The organism is Streptomyces sp. NPDC031426 (genome assembly GCF_055581585.1).
Genome location: NZ_JBVIJE010000006.1, coordinates 228,214 through 244,959 on the forward strand (window position 1 = coordinate 228,214; position 16,746 = coordinate 244,959).

The 16,746-nt window shown below is 68.1% G+C and carries 13 protein-coding genes; 7 read left to right on the forward strand and 6 right to left on the reverse strand.

The features are described 5' to 3' along the window. Positions 1-14 precede the first annotated feature (14 nt). A complete protein-coding gene (locus ACZ5NH_RS14275; protein WP_388620375.1) occupies positions 15-836 on the reverse strand; it encodes a hypothetical protein in 822 nt (273 codons plus the stop codon). A gap of 22 nt (positions 837-858) precedes the next feature. Then, positions 859-1,149 (reverse strand): hypothetical protein, encoded by a 291-nt coding sequence (locus ACZ5NH_RS14280; protein ID WP_153538774.1) that lies wholly within the window; start codon positions 1,147-1,149, stop codon positions 859-861. 315 nt (positions 1,150-1,464) lie between these two features. On the opposite strand from ACZ5NH_RS14280, the gene ACZ5NH_RS14285 reads away from it, so the two are divergent. From ACZ5NH_RS14285 to ACZ5NH_RS14315, 7 genes are all read left to right on the forward strand, one after another. Continuing rightward, positions 1,465-3,705, forward strand: a complete 2,241-nt coding sequence (locus ACZ5NH_RS14285; protein ID WP_468775169.1) for an ABC transporter family substrate-binding protein — start codon at positions 1,465-1,467, stop codon at positions 3,703-3,705. Between the two features lie 152 nt (positions 3,706-3,857). Continuing rightward, the gene (gene typA, locus ACZ5NH_RS14290) at positions 3,858-5,765 is read left to right on the forward strand and encodes a translational GTPase TypA (RefSeq protein WP_388620381.1); all 1,908 of its coding nucleotides are present in this window, start codon (positions 3,858-3,860) and stop codon (positions 5,763-5,765) included. A 547-nt stretch (positions 5,766-6,312) separates the two neighbouring features. Continuing rightward, positions 6,313-7,347, forward strand: coding sequence for an ABC transporter permease (locus ACZ5NH_RS14295; RefSeq protein WP_388620384.1), 1,035 nt, complete (start codon positions 6,313-6,315; stop codon positions 7,345-7,347). A 57-nt stretch (positions 7,348-7,404) separates the two neighbouring features. Continuing rightward, on the forward strand, positions 7,405-9,213 hold the full coding sequence (locus ACZ5NH_RS14300) for an ABC transporter substrate-binding protein (protein WP_388620387.1): 1,809 nt from the start codon (positions 7,405-7,407) through the stop codon (positions 9,211-9,213). Positions 9,214-9,300: 87 nt separating this feature from the next. Continuing rightward, positions 9,301-10,281: an ABC transporter permease gene (locus ACZ5NH_RS14305; RefSeq protein WP_388620390.1), complete on the forward strand. Its 981-nt coding sequence runs from the start codon at positions 9,301-9,303 to the stop codon at positions 10,279-10,281. Positions 10,282-10,291: 10 nt separating this feature from the next. Beyond that, positions 10,292-11,356: an ABC transporter ATP-binding protein gene (locus tag ACZ5NH_RS14310; protein WP_388620393.1), complete on the forward strand. Its 1,065-nt coding sequence runs from the start codon at positions 10,292-10,294 to the stop codon at positions 11,354-11,356. A gap of 55 nt (positions 11,357-11,411) precedes the next feature. Then, positions 11,412-12,533 (forward strand): ABC transporter ATP-binding protein, encoded by a 1,122-nt coding sequence (locus tag ACZ5NH_RS14315; protein WP_468775173.1) that lies wholly within the window; start codon positions 11,412-11,414, stop codon positions 12,531-12,533. Here ACZ5NH_RS14315 and ACZ5NH_RS14320 read toward each other — a convergent pair. The 4 genes from ACZ5NH_RS14320 to ACZ5NH_RS14335 form a co-directional block, all read right to left on the reverse strand. Further along, a complete protein-coding gene (locus tag ACZ5NH_RS14320; RefSeq protein WP_468775175.1) occupies positions 12,530-13,270 on the reverse strand; it encodes a class I SAM-dependent methyltransferase in 741 nt (246 codons plus the stop codon). The two genes, ACZ5NH_RS14315 and ACZ5NH_RS14320, sit on opposite strands and share 4 nt — an antisense overlap. 218 nt (positions 13,271-13,488) lie before the next feature. Further along, positions 13,489-14,547 carry an ABC transporter ATP-binding protein gene (locus ACZ5NH_RS14325; RefSeq protein WP_451551428.1) on the reverse strand — a complete coding sequence of 353 codons (1,059 nt, stop codon included), beginning with the start codon at positions 14,545-14,547 and terminating at the stop codon, positions 13,489-13,491. A gap of 26 nt (positions 14,548-14,573) precedes the next feature. Beyond that, a complete protein-coding gene (locus ACZ5NH_RS14330; RefSeq protein WP_450981748.1) occupies positions 14,574-15,599 on the reverse strand; it encodes an ABC transporter ATP-binding protein in 1,026 nt (341 codons plus the stop codon). An 11-nt stretch (positions 15,600-15,610) separates the two neighbouring features. Further along, a complete protein-coding gene (locus tag ACZ5NH_RS14335; RefSeq protein WP_450981749.1) occupies positions 15,611-16,594 on the reverse strand; it encodes an ABC transporter permease in 984 nt (327 codons plus the stop codon). Positions 16,595-16,746: the final 152 nt, after the last annotated feature.

Sequence of the window (16,746 nt, forward strand, 5' to 3'; positions counted from 1 at the left end):
CGGCTCACCTGTTCCTAGAAGAAGCGCGGGTCGGCGAAGACCCCGGACGCGACGAGATAGACGTAGAAGTCGGCGAACGCCACGCTCAGCAGCGACGCCCAGGCCAGCTGCATGTGCCGGGCGTTGAGCCTGCCGACGAACTGCCACGCCTTGTAGCGCACCGGGTGTCTGGAGAAGTGCTTGAGCTTGCCGCCGACGATGTGCCGGCAGGAGTGACAGGAGATGGTGTACGCCCAGATCAGCACGATGTTGGCCAGGAACACCAGGGTGCCGAGCCCCATGTGGCCCCAGCGGTAGTGCGTGTCCCGGAAGGACAGCACGGTGTCGTAGGTGAGCACGCCGGCGACCAGCAGGGCCGCGTAGAAGAAGTACCGGTGGACGTTCTGCAGGATCAGCGGGAAGCGGGTCTCACCGGTGTACGTCTTGTGCGGCTCGGCCACCGCGCAGGCGGGCGGGGACGCCCAGAAGCTGCGGTAGTACGCCTTGCGGTAGTAGTAGCAGGTCAGCCGGAAGCCGAGCGGGAAGATCAGGATGATGATCGCGGGGGAGATGCCCCACCAGCTCCCGAAGAGATCGGCGTTCGGGCCCGCGTGCATGGTCTTGCAGTTGCTCGCCAGGCACGGCGAGTAGAACGGCGAGACGTACGGCGCCGCGTAGTAGTCCGCGTTGGCGAACGCCCGCCAGGTCGAGTAGACGACGAACGCCAGCAGACCGGCCGCGGTGACGGCGGGCGCCAGCCACCAGCGGTCGGTCCGCAGATGCGGAGCGGCGATCGCGGCGCGCGCAGTGGTCCGTACGCCGCCGCTGTTCTGTTGGGGTTCCGTACCAGTGGCCAAGGCAGGCTCCGGTCGTCGGGGATCAGGGGGCGTGCCGGTCGCGGGCGCCCAGGCCCTCGTCGTCCGAGCCCACCCACAGGCTGGTGTCGTACGGCGCGTCGGAGATGGTGACGAGGTCGGGGCGGCGCGGGGCCTCCCCGGTGGTGGCGGCCGCACGCAGCAGGGCCACGCTTTCACGCAGATGGTCGGCGTCCAGCCGGACCCTGCGCATCTCCAGACCGCCGCTGCCGAGCTGGTGTTCCAGGCGTCCCAGCGACCGGTTCAGGTCGTCGAGGGAGCGCTGGACCGAGGTGATGTCGTCGTGCACGGACATGACTTGCCCTCACTTCCGTGGGTCCGGCGGGCCCTGGGCGGCAACGTTCATGCGCCTTGGAGTGTTGCGCGTCACACCTGCCGATGTGAAGGCATGTGCAGCGATTGGCGGAGGCGCACTGGTGCATCTCGGGTGGTGTTGCGCCGCACGGGTGGGGTTACCGCCCGTCGTCGCCGTGTCGCCCGCAGGGGCCGGATCCTTTCCTCTTCAGTGGGCCGCATAGATCTGATCAGCTCCAAATACCGCCAAAGGTGATCAGCTCCATATACCGACAAATGTGAGCATAAACCCGCGGCTTCCCGGAGGTAGCCAGAGATGTCCAACGACGGCCAGCGCCCGGCAGGGACGAGGGGAACCGCGCGGCCGGCCACGACGGTCCGGCAGACGAACGACGGCACATCGCGGCGCCTCCGGCGGAGCGTCAGCCGCTCGGTCTCCTTCCTGGCCGCGGGCGCGCTCGCGGTGCCGTTCCTCGCCGCGTGCAGCTCCGACGAGAAGGTCTCCCAGCCCCTCGCGGGGCAGGACATCGCCCCGGTCGGCCGTGGCCGGGTCGCCGACGGCGGGACGCTGAAGTGGGCCGTCGACGCCCTGCCCCAGACGCTGAACACCTTCCAGGCCGACGCCGACGCCGGCACCAGCCGTGTCGCCCAGGCCGTCCTGCCGTCGATGTTCCGCCTGGACGCCACCGGCCGGCCGGTGCCCAACCGCGCCTACCTGGAGTCGGCCAAGGTCATCGAGACCGAGCCGCGCCAGGTCGTGCTGTACAAGCTGAACCAGCAGGCCGTCTGGAGCGACGGCCGGGAGATCGGCGCCCCCGACTTCGTCGCCCAGTGGCACGCCCTGTCCGGGAAGAACAGCTCCTACTGGACCGCCCGCAACGCCGGCTACGACCGCATCGAGAAGATCGAGCGCGGCACGAGCGACCTCCAGGTCCGCGTCACCTTCTCCCGCCCCTACGCCGACTGGAAGTCGCTGTTCTCCCCGCTGTACCCGAAGGACGTCATGGGAACCCCGGACGCCTTCAACGACGGCGCCCGCCGCAGCCTGAAGGTCACCGCCGGGCCCTTCAAGGTGGACAAGGTCGACACCGCCACGAAGGACGTCGTGCTCACCCGCAATCCGCGCTGGTGGGGCAGGCCCGCCAAGCTGGACGAGATCGTGCTGCACGCCGTACCCCGCGACAAGCGGGCCGCCGCGCTCGCCGACGGCAGTGTGGACCTCGCCGACGTCGACCCCGGCGACGCCCAGCGGATCGGGCTCGCCCACCACGCCGCGGCGAACCCGTTGCAGGGCTCCGGCAAGACCTCGGTGAAGAAGCTGCGCGACTGGGCGCGCGCGCACGACCTCGGCGCCGACGACGTCAAGGCCGACCGGGCGAAGCTGCACAAGGCCATCTCCGAGTACCTGGACGAGCAGCAGGCGCTGCGCGACGTCGAGGTCCGCAGGTCGCTGGAGCCCGCCTACACCCAGCTCGCCCTGAACGGCTCCAAGGGCCCCCTCGCCGACGAGCGCGTCCGCCGGGCCGTCGCCCGCGCCCTGGACCGCCGGGAACTGGCCAAGCTGGTACTCACCCCGCTGGGCCTGCCCGCCGTGCCGGTCGGCAGCCATCTCGCCCTGTCCGGGCAGCCCGCGTACGCCGACAACAGCGGCGCGATCGGCGACCAGGACACCAAGGAGGCGCAGGCGCTGCTCACCGACGCCGGCTGGGTGGCCGGTGGCCCGATCAAGGAGCAGCCGAAGAAGAAGGGCGACAAGGCGGCCGGCCCCGAGCGCGAGAAGACGGCCAAGGGGGACAAGAAGGAGGACAAGTCCGACGGCGGCAAGGACGGCGAGCACATCGTCGGCCGGGACGAGAAGAACGGCGGACGCGGGGACGGGGGCGACCGGCACCTGGCGCGCGAGGGCAAGCAGGGCGGTGCACAGGGTGCGTACGCCCCGCAGGGCACGGCCGCGCCCGCAGCGGCGGCGGCCCCGCAGCTCGCCAAGGACGGCAAGCCGCTCCTGCTCCGCTTCGTCCTCCCCTCCGGCGCCGGCTCCCAGACGCTGGACTCGGTCGCCGAGCGGATCTCGGCCATGCTGGAGCGGGTCGGCATCCGGACGACGGTCACCAATGTCCCGGACGCGAGCTACTTCAAGGACCACATCGCCTCCGGCGACTACGACCTCGCGCTGTACTCCTGGCCGTCCTCCGCGTTCCCGGCCACGGACGACCGGCCGGTGTTCGCGAAGCCGGTGCCGGCGGCGGACGGCTCGCTGAACGTCGAGCAGAACTACACCCGGGTGGGCACCGACCAGGTCGACCAGCTCTTCGACGAGGCCGCGGCGACCCTGGACGAGGGCGAGGAGGTGTCGCTGATCCGCAAGGCGGACTCGCGGATCTGGGCCTCGGCGGGGTCGATCCCGCTGTACCAGCGGCCCCAGCTCGTTGCGGTGCGGAGGAATCTGGTCAACGCCGGGGCGTTCGGATTCCAGACGCCGGTCTACGAGGACATGGGCTTCCTGAAGAAGGGCGCGAAGCTCACAGGCGGTCCCACCAGCGCACCTTCGCCCAGCTGAGCTCCATGGAGATCATCACACGGCCCTGAGGAGGCCGACTCCCTCGGGGCCACGTACCATGGGGTGAGGCCGTGGCGTGTCCAGCCCGGCAGGACCCGCGCGACACAGATGTACGCGCGGGCAATCCTCACACTCCGGGAGTTCGTCGCACTATGGCCACGCGCCACGACATCCGCAACGTCGCCATCGTCGCTCACGTCGACCACGGCAAGACCACCATCGTCGACGGCATGCTGAAGCAGGCCGGCGCCTTCGCCGCCCACCAGCTCGAAGGCGTCGACGACCGCATGATGGACTCGAACGACCTGGAGCGTGAGAAGGGCATCACGATCCTCGCCAAGAACACCGCGGTGAAGTACCACCCGAAGGACGGCGGGGAACCGATCACCATCAACATCATCGACACCCCCGGCCACGCCGACTTCGGCGGCGAGGTCGAGCGCGGTCTGTCGATGGTGGACGGTGTCGTGCTGCTGGTGGACGCCTCCGAGGGCCCGCTGCCGCAGACCCGGTTCGTGCTGCGCAAGGCGCTGCAGGCGCGCCTGCCCGTCATCCTGTGCATCAACAAGACGGACCGCCCGGACGCCCGGATCGACGAGGTCGTCAACGAGACCTACGACCTCTTCCTGGACCTGGACGCGGACGAGGAGCAGATCGAGTTCCCGATCGTCTACGCCTGCGGCCGTGACGGCATCGCCTCGCTGACCAAGCCGGAGAACGGCACGGTCCCGGCCGACTCCGACAGCCTGGAGCCGTTCTTCTCCACGATCCTGGAGCACATCCCGGCTCCGACGTACGAGGAGGACGCGCCGCTCCAGGCCCACGTCACCAACCTCGACGCCGACAACTTCCTCGGCCGTATCGCGCTGCTCCGGGTCGAGCAGGGCGAGCTGCGCAAGGGCCAGACGGTCGCGTGGATCAAGCGCGACGGGTCGATCAGCAACGTCCGCATCTCCGAGCTGATGATGACCGAGGCGCTCACCCGCAAGCCCGCCGAGAAGGCCGGCCCGGGTGACATCTGCGCGGTCGCCGGTATCCCGGACATCATGATCGGCGAGACGCTGGCCGACACCGAGAACCCGATCCCGCTGCCGCTGATCACGGTGGACGAGCCGGCGATCTCCATGGTCATCGGTACGAACACCTCGCCGCTCGTCGGCCGGGGCGGCACCGGCAAGGGCGCCGACGCGAAGGCGGCCGTGAAGGACCGCAAGGTCACCGCCCGCCAGGTCAAGGACCGCCTGGACCGCGAGCTGATCGGTAACGTCTCGCTGCGCGTGCTGGACACCGAGCGCCCCGACGCCTGGGAGGTCCAGGGCCGTGGCGAGCTGGCGCTCGCCATCCTGGTCGAGACCATGCGCCGGGAGGGCTACGAGCTGACCGTCGGCAAGCCGCAGGTCGTCACCAAGGAGGTCGACGGCAAGGTCTACGAGCCGGTCGAGCGCATGACGATCGACGTGCCCGAGGAGCACATGGGCGCGGTCACGCAGCTCATGGGTGTCCGCAAGGGCCGCATGGACAACATGTCCAACCACGGCTCGGGCTGGGTGCGCATGGAGTTCGTCGTGCCCTCGCGCGGACTCATCGGTTTCCGCACCGAGTTCCTGACCCAGACCCGCGGCACCGGTATCGGGCACTCCATCCACGAGGGCCACGAGCCCTGGTTCGGTGCGCTGCAGACCCGCAACAACGGCTCGCTGGTCGCCGACCGCGCCGGCGCGGTCACCGCGTTCGCGATGACAAACCTTCAGGAGCGCGGCGTGCTCTTCGTGGAGCCGGGCACCGAGGTGTACGAGGGCATGATCGTCGGTGAGAACTCCCGCTCCGACGACATGGACGTCAACATCACCAAGGAGAAGAAGCTCACCAACATGCGGTCGTCGACGGCCGATGTGGCCGAGTCGATCGTGCCGCCGCGCAAGCTGTCGCTGGAGCAGTCGCTGGAGTTCTGCCGCGACGACGAGTGTGTCGAGGTGACCCCGGAGGCCGTTCGCATTCGCAAGGTCAACCTCGACCAGAGGGAGCGGGCGCGCGCCGCGAGCCGCGCCAAGCACGGCTGATCCCCAGGCAGTTGAGCCCGGGTCCCCCCAGAATGGGGAGACCCGGGCTTTTTGCAACCCATTTTCGGGGACCACATGTCCGACATGCGGAGATCCCCGACCGATAGCCATGTAACAAGTCCGTTTCGCGCCTTAATCCGTCGAACAGTTTGTCCAGATTTTGGAAGGTCCAGCCGCGAGCCGTGACGGAATTGAGATCTACGGGCAGTGGTCGGTGGTCGACCCATGGCAGATAGTTAGCCGCGTAGCGCTCGGGTCAATGGGTCCAGCGCACTGTGGGGACAGTGCGCCGACTCACGAGCACCAGAGGGTGTCTGGTCCTCCGTCAGGGGTGTCGGAGGCAGGACGGAAACCCTCTCCTGTTGGTGAATACGTGGAGTCATGAGGAGGAACCCCCATGCGCGGTGTCACAAGCGCCAAGCGGGTCTGTTCGTCACTTCCAGCGGTGTGATTCGGCTGTAGAACTACGCGCGTCCGCCTCGCGGTTGCGCGCGCCCTAGGAGTACCCGGGCACCTCTCACACTCATACCTGTGAAACGGACGAACCGTGACAAGTCCTATCGACATTGAGGGCGGCGGGACTTCGGTCGTCGTCGACGGCGAACCAGGGCCGGAGGCGAAGAGCGAAGCCGTCAAGCTCGAAGGCCGGTCCCCCGGCCAGCTGATGTGGCTGCGCTTCAAGCGCGACCGCACCGGTGTGATCTCGGCCTACGTCGTGGGCTTCTTCTTCCTGATCGGCCTGCTGGCCCCGCTGATCTCCAAGCTGTACGGCAAGAATCCGTACACGGTGTACGCGGACGAGCGCCCGGAGCTCTTCGACAGCGCCGGCGTGCCGGTGCATCCCAACGGCGGTATCAGCAGCGAGTTCTGGTTCGGCCTCGAACCCGGAAACGGCTACGACGTCTTCACCAAGCTGATCTACGGCATCCGCACCTCGCTGATGATCTCGGTCGCCGTCACCGTCGCGGTCGTGGTGACCGGCATCCTGCTCGGTGTCGCGGCCGGCTATCTCGGCGGCAGGGCCGACTACTTCATCGGCCGGGTCATCGACTTCCTGCTCGCCTTCCCGGCGCAGCTGTTCTTCATCGCGAGCATGCCGGTCGTGGTGTCCCTGTTCGTCAGTCCCCGCGACGAGACACCCACCTACGTCCGGGTGGTGGCCCTGATCATCGTCCAGTGGTTCCTGGGCTGGATGGGGCTCGGGCGTATCCTGCGCGGCACCGCACTCGCCCTGCGGGAACGGGAGTTCATCGAGGCGGCCAAGGTCAGCGGTGCCTCCTCGTGGCGGATCATCAGCAAGGAGATCCTGCCGAACGTCGTCACCCCGCTGCTGGTGCAGGCGACGTACCTGCTGCCCGGTTTCGTGACGGCCGAGGCCGGTCTGTCCTTCCTGGGTGTCGGCATCGTCGAACCGACGCCGGACTGGGGGCAGATGTTCTCCAAGGCGTCCACCGAACTGGTGATGCAGAACGACATCACCTACATGTTCTTCCCCGGCGTATCGATGATCATCTTCGTCGTCGCGTTCAACCTGCTCGGGGACTCGGTCAGAGACGCCTTCGATCCCAAGACCGCGCGCTGACCGCAGTACGTCAACCACACGGAACGTCAGTTTCAAGAATGGGTGGGAAATTTCGTGATGAGTAGGGGCGGACGCCACGCATACAGCGCGCTGTCGGTGCTCGCGGCCGGGGCTCTGGTGCTCACCGGCTGCAGCAAGGGCGGCAGCGACTCCGGCACCAACGGCAACAAGGACCAGAAGAACGCCGAGGCACAGCAGGCGGCCATCAAGTTCGGCGGTACCGCCGACTCCCAGGGCCCCGCGGCCGACGTGCCGGGCGCCAAGAGCGGCGGCAGCATGGAGGTGCTGCAGCGCGACAGCTTCGCGCACCTCGACCCGGGACAGATCTACGTCTCCGACCAGATGGCGCTCGCGCAGCTGATCCACAGAGGTCTCACCGGCTACAAGGCCACCAGCAATGACGGCCACAAGCACGAGATCGTCGGCGACCTCGCCACCGACTCCGGCACCACCACGGACGGCGGGAAGACCTGGAAGTACACGCTCAAGGACGGCATCAAGTTCCAGGACGGCACCCCGATCACGTCCAAGGACGTCCGCCAGACCTTCGAGCGGCTCTTCGCGCCCTTCATCACCCAGGGCCCGCCCTACCTCCAGCAGTGGCTGGCCGACACGCCGGGCGCCGACTACCGCAAGCTGCTCAAGGACGGCCCGTACAAGGGCAAGCACCTCCCGAACAGCATCCTCGAGACGCCCGACGACAAAACCATCATCTTCCACTTCAAGAAGCCGCACGCGGACCTGCCGTACGCGCTCGCCATGGCCGGCTACTCCATCGTGTCCGCGAAGGGCGACACCAAGGAGAAGTACGACAAGGCCCCGCTGGCGACCGGCCCGTACAAGATCCAGTCCTTCAAGTCCGGCAAGTCGATGGTGCTGGTCAAGAACACCAACTGGGACCCGAAGACGGACCCGATCCGGCACCAGTACGTGGACCAGTTCAACTTCACGTTCAACCAGCAGTTCGAGACCTCCACCAAGGCCCTGCTGGCGGACAGCGGCCCCGACCAGACCGGCCTCAGCTTCAGCAACCAGGTCGACGCAGGTAATCTGTCCAGCGTCCTCAGGAACCCGAAGCTCAAGTCCCGTACGGTCTCCGGCTACCAGCCGTACGTCGGCCAGATGAACATCAACATGAGCAAGCCGGAGATGAAGGACATCCGGGTCCGCGAGGCCATCGCCTACGCACTCCCCGTCACCCCCTTCGTCCGCGCCTTCGGCGGCACGGACGCGATGGAGGTCGCCGGCGGCCTGCTCAGCCCGACCGTCAGCGGCTACGACGCCTCGTTCGACCCGTTCGGCAAGAAGAAGAAGCCGGCCGGTGACCCGGACAAGGCCCGCGCCCTGCTCAAGCAGGCCGGCAAGCTCAACATGAAGCTGACCTTCGGCTACACCAACACTCCCGAGGGCCAGCAGTACTCCACGGCCATGGCGGCGGGCCTGAAGAAGGCCGGCTTCGACGTCCAGCGCCAGGAGATCCCGTCCGAGACCTACTACGACCAGGTCTCCAAGCTCAACAACAACTACGACATCTTCCACACCGCGTGGGGCGCCGACTGGCCGTCCGCCTCGACGGTCCTGCCGCTGCTGTACGACGGCCGCATCATCGCCGACGGTGCGTCGAACTACTCGCAGATCAACGACCCCCACGTGAACGCCGAGATCGACCGCATCAACTCGATCACCGACCCGGTCAAGGCCGCGGCCGAGTGGGAGAAGCTCGACAAGTACCTGCTCACCAAGGTCGTCAACGTGGTCCCGACCGCGTACTACAAGCAGACCCAGATCGCCGGCTCCAAGGTCGGCGGCCTCGTCTACGACGACGTGATCGGCGGCGTCGACCCGCGTCGCCTCTTCATCAAGTAACCGTCCCCGTCCGGTACCCGGCGCGCCCCCGCAACAGGGGCGCGCCGGGCGCCGCCAAGGCCGCCGACGTCTGAGAGCTGCCCTGTCATGCTGCGCTTCCTCGTCCGCCGGATCATCGGTGCCGTCGTCATTCTGTTTCTGCTGAGCATCGTCACGTTCGTGCTGTTCTTCGGGGTGCCCCGGGACCCGGCGCTGATGATGTGCGGCAAGACCTGCAACCCGGACAGCATCGCGAACATCCACCATGTGCTCGGCCTGGACAAACCGATCACCGAGCAGTACTGGATCTTCCTGCACAACCTCGTCCTGGGCAGCAACCAGTTCGCCCAGGGGCCGTGCCCGGCCCCCTGCTTCGGCTACTCGTACCACACCAACGAGCAGGTCTGGGCCACCCTGATGGACCGGCTGCCCACCACCGTCTCCCTCACCATGGGCGCGGCCGTGTGCTTCCTGATCGTCGGCCTCGGCACCGGGCTGCTCGCCGCCTGGCGGCGCGGCACCCTGATCGACAAGACGGCGACCGCGGGGGCCATGGTCATCAGCTCGCTGCAGATCTACTTCCTCGGCCCGCTGGCCCTCGCGCTCCTCGTCTACCAGACCCACTGGTTCGACAAGCCCGCGTACAACGAGCCGACCCAGGACCCCGTGTCCTGGTTCACCGGCCTGATCATCCCGTGGGTGGTCCTGTCCACGATCTTCGCCGCGCAGTACACCCGTATGGCACGGTCCTCGATGATCGAACAGCTCCAGGAGGAACACGTCCGGACAGCCCGCGCCAAGGGCATGTCCCGCGCCTATGTCTTCTTCCGCTACGCCTGGCGCGGTTCGCTGATCCCGATCGTCACCATCTTCGGCATCGACCTCGGCTCGCTGTTCGGCGGCGCCATCATCACCGAGTACACCTTCAGCCTGCCAGGTCTCGGCAACCTCGCCGTCCAGTCCGTCTTCTTCAGCGACCTGCCGCTGCTGCTCGGCGTGATGCTCTTCTCCGCCAGCATGATCCTGCTGTTCAACATCGTCGTCGACGCCGCGTACGCCTTCATCGACCCGCGCGTGCGGCTGTCCTAGGAGCACTGTCGTGACCACTCTGACCAAGGAAGCCGGTGCTCCGGTCCCGGCCGGCACGGGCACCCTCCTCTCCGTACGGGACCTGCACGTCAGCTTCAGGACCGAGGACGGCGTCGTACGGGCCGTGGACGGGCTCTCCTTCGACCTGGAGCGCGGCAGGACGCTCGGCATCGTGGGCGAGTCCGGCTCGGGCAAGTCGGTGACCAACCTGACCATCCTCGGCCTGCACAACCCCATGTTCACCACGGTCGAGGGCGAGATCCTGCTGGAAGGGCGGGAGCTGACCACGGCCCGGGAGTCCGAGCTGGAGAAGCTGCGCGGCAACAAGGTCGCCATGATCTTCCAGGACCCGCTCACCGCGCTCTCCCCGTACTACACGGTCGGCCGGCAGATCGCCGAGCCGTACCGGAAGCACACCGGCGCAGCCAAGAAGGAGGCCTGGGATCGCGCCGTGGAGATGCTCGGCAAGGTCGGCATCCCGAACCCGAAGGAGAGGGCGAAGGACTACCCGCACCAGTTCTCCGGCGGTATGCGCCAGCGCGCCATGATCGCCATGGCCCTGGTCTGCAACCCCGACCTGCTGATCGCCGACGAGCCGACGACCGCCCTGGACGTGACGGTCCAGGCGCAGATCCTCGATCTGCTCAAGGACCTGCAGCAGGAGTTCGGATCCGGCATCATCTTCATCACCCACGACCTGGGGGTGATCGCCGACATGGCCGACGACATCATGGTGATGTACGCGGGCGGTGCGGTGGAGCGGGGCACCACCCAAGAGGTGCTGCGCTCGCCCCGGCACCCGTACACCTGGGGCCTGCTGAACTCGATGCCGCGCCTGGACTCCGACCTCGGCGCCCAGCTCACCCCGATCCCCGGCACCCCGCCCTCGCTGCTCAATCCGCCGTCCGGCTGCCGTTTCCATCCGCGCTGCGGCTTCCAGGAGCGGGTGGAGGGCACGGGGCGCTGTGTCCGCGAGCGCCCGCTGCTCGCCCCGGACCGGGCCTCCGCGTGCCATCTCACGGCGGAGCAGAAGCGGACCATCTTCATCGAAGAGATCAAGCCCCGTCTGGGCTAGTCGCCAGTCGTCAGTTGTCGGCCGTCAGCCGTCAGTTGTCCTAGGAGGACACGTCATGAAAGAGGACTTGGTCCTCCCGGCCCCGCGCGAGAGGAGCGCCGGCGCGGATGGGGAGCCGCTGCTGGAGGTCTCCGGCCTGACCAAGCACTTCCCCGTCAAGGGCGGCTTCCCGATCCGCCGGACCATCGGCGCGGTGCAGGCCGTGGACGGCGTCGACATCATCGTGCACGCGGGGGAGAGCTTCGGCCTGGTCGGCGAGTCGGGCTGCGGCAAGTCGACCACGGGCCGGCTGATCACCCGCCTGCTGGAGCCGACGAGCGGCACGATCACCTACCGCGGGCAGGACATCAGCCACGCCACGCGCAAGCAGCTCGCCCCGATCCGCTCCGAGATCCAGATGATCTTCCAGGACCCGTACTCGTCGCTGAACCCGCGGCAGACGGTCGGCAAGATCATCTCGGGTCCGATGGAGATCAACGACATCAACCCGGCCGGCGGCCGGGAGAAGCGGGTCCGCGAGCTGCTGGAGATCGTGGGTCTGAACCCCGAGCATTTCAACCGCTTCCCGCACGAGTTCTCCGGCGGTCAGCGCCAGCGCATCGGCGTGGCCCGGGCGCTCGCCCTGGAGCCCAAGCTGATCGTGGCCGACGAGCCGGTCTCCGCGCTCGACGTCTCCATCCAGGCCCAGGTCGTGAACCTGCTCCAGAAGGTCCAGAAGGAACTGGGCATCGCGTTCGTCTTCATCGCCCACGACCTGGCCGTCGTCCGCCATTTCTCGCACCGGGTCGCGGTGATGTACCTCGGCAAGATCATCGAGGTGGGGGACCGCGACTCCATCTACAACCGGCCGCGCCACCCGTACACGCACGCCCTGCTGTCCGCGGTGCCCGAGGTGAACCTGTCGGACGAGGACTCGGGCGGGCGCGAGCGCATCCGCCTGGCCGGCGATGTGCCCTCCCCCATCTCCCCGCCCTCCGGCTGCCGCTTCCGAACCCGCTGCTGGAAGGCCCAGGACAAGTGCGCGACCGAGGAGCCGCCGCTGGTCCAGATCTCCGGCAACCGCGACGGCCACCTGACGGCCTGCCACTTCCCGGAGGAGCCGACGACCGAGGCCCGGGACGAGGACATCGTGCTGGACCCGGCGCTGGCGGCGCTGGAGGAGGACGACAGGTCCTAGGCCGTCCGGGCCACGGTGATGATCTCGGGGCTGGCGGGGGTGACCGGCCCCCGCCCCCAGTCGCCGTACTGCTCCACGACCCTCAGCCCGGCCCCGGCGAGAAAGCCCTCCAGGGACTCCTCGTCCAGGAAGCGAAGGCTGCTGTGGCAGACCTGCGGGTCCGGCCACGCATCGCCGTCGTAGGTCTCCGTGAACCGCACCCGGCCGTCGACCAGACCGTCGCCCTGCACCTCGTGCCACACCCGCACCGGTCTCCCGTCCTCGGCGGTGATCTCGTACACCCGGTCCGGGGTCCAGCGTTCCCAGGGGCGGGCGGCCGGGTTGCGGGTCTCGAACACGAACCGCCCGCCGTCGCCGAGGGCCGCACGGGCCCCGCCCAGACAGTGCCGGATCTCCTCGTCCTCGACCAGCTCCTGGAAGGCGTGCCCGGTCATGACGACGAGGTCGAACTCCCCGTCCCACAGCCGGGTGCGCATGTCCCCGAGCACCCACTCGACATCCGGCCGGGCCCGCCGCGCCTGTACGAGCATGGCGGGGGCCGGATCGAGCCCCATCAGCCGGCCCCGGTGCCCCTCGGCCCGTGCCCGGCGCAGTAGCTGCCCGGTGCCGCACCCGATGTCCAGCACCGAGCGGGCCTGAAGCACCAGACCGAGGTAGAAGTCGTCGCCCGGCCGCCAGGGGTTGAGGCGGTCGTAGAGTGCGGCGAGCGTGAGATCGGTAAAGACATGATCTACCACCGCGGCAGTCTGACACATGATGCTGAACGGCGCGTCAGGTTCCGGCGCACTTCTTGAGCGAATCTCAACTCTCGGTCCAGGCAGTCCCGTTGTGTGACGAAGGCCCGCGCCTGGGGAGACGCGGGCCTTCGTCCCCTGGAAGCGGACGTCCATGGGCTCGGGTCAATGGGCCGGTGAAAGTCCGTTCCGCGAGGGGGCGGCTGACGAAAAGGGGTGTGTCAGGCCGCCGCCTCGGGGTCCTTGGAGAGACGGTCCTGAGAGGCACGGGGGGCGGGGATCGTCTCCTGCGTCTCAGGATAGTGGCACGCCGTCAGATGGCCGGGCTTGTTGCCCTCCACCTGCACCAGCGGCGGGGCCTCCGACGCGCACTTCTCCGTCGCCTTCCAGCAGCGGGTGCGGAAGCGGCAGCCGGAGGGCGGGTTGATCGGCGAGGGCACGTCGCCGACCAGGCGGATGCGCTCGCGCGGCTCCTCGTCCACCGTCGCCTCGGGTACGGCGGAGAGCAGCGCCCGGGTGTAGGGGTGGCGCGGGTTGCCGTACAGGTCGTCGCGGTCGGCGATCTCGACGATCTTGCCGAGGTACATCACCGCGACGCGCTGCGAGAAGTGTCGGACGATCGCGAGGTCGTGGGCGATGAAGACGAACGCGATGCCGAGTTCCCGCTGCACCTTCTGGAGCAGGTTCACGACCTGGGCCTGGATGGAGACGTCGAGCGCGGAGACCGGCTCGTCGGCCACGATCAGCTTGGGCTCCAGGGCGAGCGCCCGGGCCACGCCGATGCGCTGGCGCTGACCGCCGGAGAACTCGTGCGGGAAGCGGTTGAAATGCTCGGGGTTCAGACCCACGATCTCCAGCAGCTCGCGGACCCGCTTCTCCCGGCCGCCGGCCGGGTTGATGTCGTTGATCTCCATCGGACCCGAGATGATCTTGCCGACCGTCTGCCGCGGGTTCAGCGAGGCGTACGGGTCCTGGAAAATCATCTGGATCTCGGAGCGGATCGGCGCCAGGTCCCTGCGGCCCGCGTGCGTGATGTCCTGCCCGCGGTAGGTGATCTTGCCGCCGGTCGGCTCCAGCAGGCGGGTGATCAGCCGGCCGGTGGTCGACTTGCCGCAGCCCGACTCGCCGACGAGGCCCAGGCTCTCGCCCTCGCCGACCTGGAAGTCCAGCCCGTCCACGGCCTGCACCGCCCCGACCGTACGGCGGACCGGGAAGCCGCCCTTGATCGGGAAGTGCTTGGTGAGCCCGGAGACGTCCAGGAGGGGGTTCGTGTTGCTCATGATCGTGAAGTCCCGTCTGCTGTCCGTCAGTTGTGCCGGGTTGCGGCGAAGTCGGCGAAGAGTTCCTGCTTCTGCTCCTGGGACAGGTGGCAGGCGGAACCTCGGCCCTCGGCCACCTCCAGCTGCGGGCGCTCGGTCGAGCACAGACCGCCGGCGACCTTCTCGGCGAACGCGCAGCGCGGGTGGAAGCGGCAGCCGGAGGGCGGGTTGAGCAGCGAGGGCGGGGAGCCGGGGATGGGGGAGAGCGGCACGTCGACCGGGCCGTCCAGGCTCGGCATCGAGTTCAGCAGGCCCAGCGTGTAGGGGTGGTCCGGGGCGCTCAGCACCTGCTTCTTGGTGCCGCGCTCCACACACCGGCCGCCGTACATCACCAGCACGTCGTCCGCGATGTCGGCGATGACGCCGAGGTCGTGCGTGATGAAGATGATCGCGGTGCCGAACTCCTGCTGGAGGTCCTTGAGCAGGTCCATGATCTGGGCCTGGACCGTCACGTCGAGGGCCGTGGTCGGCTCGTCGGCGATCAGCAGCTCCGGGTCGCAGACCAGCGCCATGGCAATCATCGCGCGCTGGCGCATACCGCCGGAGAACTGGTGCGGGTAGTCGTCCACACGGGTCTCGGGCTGGGGGATGCCGACGCGGCGGAGCATCTCGATCGCACGCTCCCGGGCCTCCTTCTTGGAGCAGCCGGTGTGCTTGCGGTACGTCTCCGCGATCTGGACGCCGACTTTGTGGTACGGCGACAGGGAGGCCAGCGCGTCCTGGAAGATCATGGACATCTTGTTGCCGCGCAGCTTCTCCAGGGTCCGCTCGGAGGCGGTGAGCAGTTCCTGCCCGTCGAGCAGGATCTCGCCCTCCAGGGCGGTGCGCTCACGGTTGTGCAGGCCCAGGATCGCGAGGTTGGTCACCGACTTGCCGGAGCCGGACTCGCCGACGATGCCGAGGGTCTTGCCCTTCTCCAGGTCGAAGGAGAGCCCGTCGACGGCCTTGACGATGCCGTCCTCGGTGGAGAAGTGCACGCGCAGGTCGCGGACGGAGAGGAAGGGGGTGCTCATCTTGTCTCTCCTTATGCGAGGCGGACGCGCGGGTCGATGAGGGCGTAGACGGCGTCGACGATGATGTTGAAGACGACGATCGCGCCGGCGGCCACCAGGGTGACTCCGAGCAGCATCGGCAGGTCCATGTCCTTCACGGCCTTCACCGAGACGGCGCCGATGCCGTGCAGACCGAAGGTCTGCTCCGTGATGACCGCGCCGCCGAGCAGCGAGCCGAGGTCCAGACCGAGGATCGTCACGATCGGGCCCATCGCGCCGCGCCAGGCGAACCGGAAGAACACCTTGCGCGCGGACAGACCCTTGGCACGCGCGGTGCGGACGTAGTCCTCGCTCAGCGTCTCGACCAGCTGGGAGCGGGTCATACGGGTGTAGTTGGCGGTGAAGATGATGGCTAGCACGAACCACGGCAGCACAAAGCCGCCGAACCAGGCCCCGGCGTTGTCGGTGAAACCGGTGTTGTCGTTCGGGCGGGGCAGCAGGTGCCACTCGTCGGACAGGTAGAACATCGCGACGATACCGACGATGTAGATCTGCAGCGACGAACCGATCAGCGAGGCCGAAGAGGCGATCTTGTCCAGCGCCTTGCCCTGCTTGACGGCGGCGATCATGCCGGTGCCGACACCGAAGACGAAGAAGACGACCGCGCTGCCCAGGGCCAGGGAGATCGTGGTGGGGAAGCGGTCCAGGATGATGCCCGTGACCGGCTCACGGTTGATGAACGAGTAGCCGAGGCAGGGCGCGTTGCAGTGCCCGTACGACGCGTAGTCGCGGCCCGCGAAGACGCCCTCGAGCCAGTGCCAGTACTGCACCGGCAGCGGATCGTCGATACCCAGGTTGTGCTTGACCAGCGCCAGAGTCTGCGGCGTGCAGACCTTGCCGCAGGCGACCCGGGCAGGGTCACGCGGAGCGACGTAGAAGAGGAAGAAGGTGATGGCACTGATGATCAGCAGGATCACCGCTGCGCCGATTGTCCGGCGGACGAGAAAGCGGAACATGGCGATGGGATTCCCTGGGCGACGCCGTGGTGGGGGCGGAGGGGGACGGGCGGGGGGGGGGGGGGGGGGGGGGCCCCCCCCCCCCCCCCCTCCGCCCCCCCCCCCCCCCCCCAAACCCCTCCCCAAAAAAAACAAAAAAAAAAGAGCGGAAA

Excerpts from the sequence above, each read along its gene's own strand:
- ACZ5NH_RS14280 (WP_153538774.1), bottom strand. The coding sequence starts at position 1,149 with ATGTCCGTGCACGACGACATCACCTCGGTCCAGCGCTCCCTCGACGAC.
- ACZ5NH_RS14285 (WP_468775169.1), top strand. The coding sequence starts at position 1,465 with ATGTCCAACGACGGCCAGCGCCCGGCAGGGACGAGGGGAACCGCGCGG.
- typA (WP_388620381.1), top strand. The coding sequence starts at position 3,858 with ATGGCCACGCGCCACGACATCCGCAACGTCGCCATCGTCGCTCACGTC.
- ACZ5NH_RS14300 (WP_388620387.1), top strand. The coding sequence starts at position 7,405 with ATGAGTAGGGGCGGACGCCACGCATACAGCGCGCTGTCGGTGCTCGCG.
- ACZ5NH_RS14305 (WP_388620390.1), top strand. The coding sequence starts at position 9,301 with ATGCTGCGCTTCCTCGTCCGCCGGATCATCGGTGCCGTCGTCATTCTG.
- ACZ5NH_RS14315 (WP_468775173.1), top strand. The coding sequence starts at position 11,412 with ATGAAAGAGGACTTGGTCCTCCCGGCCCCGCGCGAGAGGAGCGCCGGC.
- ACZ5NH_RS14325 (WP_451551428.1), bottom strand. The coding sequence starts at position 14,547 with ATGAGCAACACGAACCCCCTCCTGGACGTCTCCGGGCTCACCAAGCAC.
- ACZ5NH_RS14330 (WP_450981748.1), bottom strand. The coding sequence starts at position 15,599 with ATGAGCACCCCCTTCCTCTCCGTCCGCGACCTGCGCGTGCACTTCTCC.
- ACZ5NH_RS14335 (WP_450981749.1), bottom strand. The coding sequence starts at position 16,594 with ATGTTCCGCTTTCTCGTCCGCCGGACAATCGGCGCAGCGGTGATCCTG.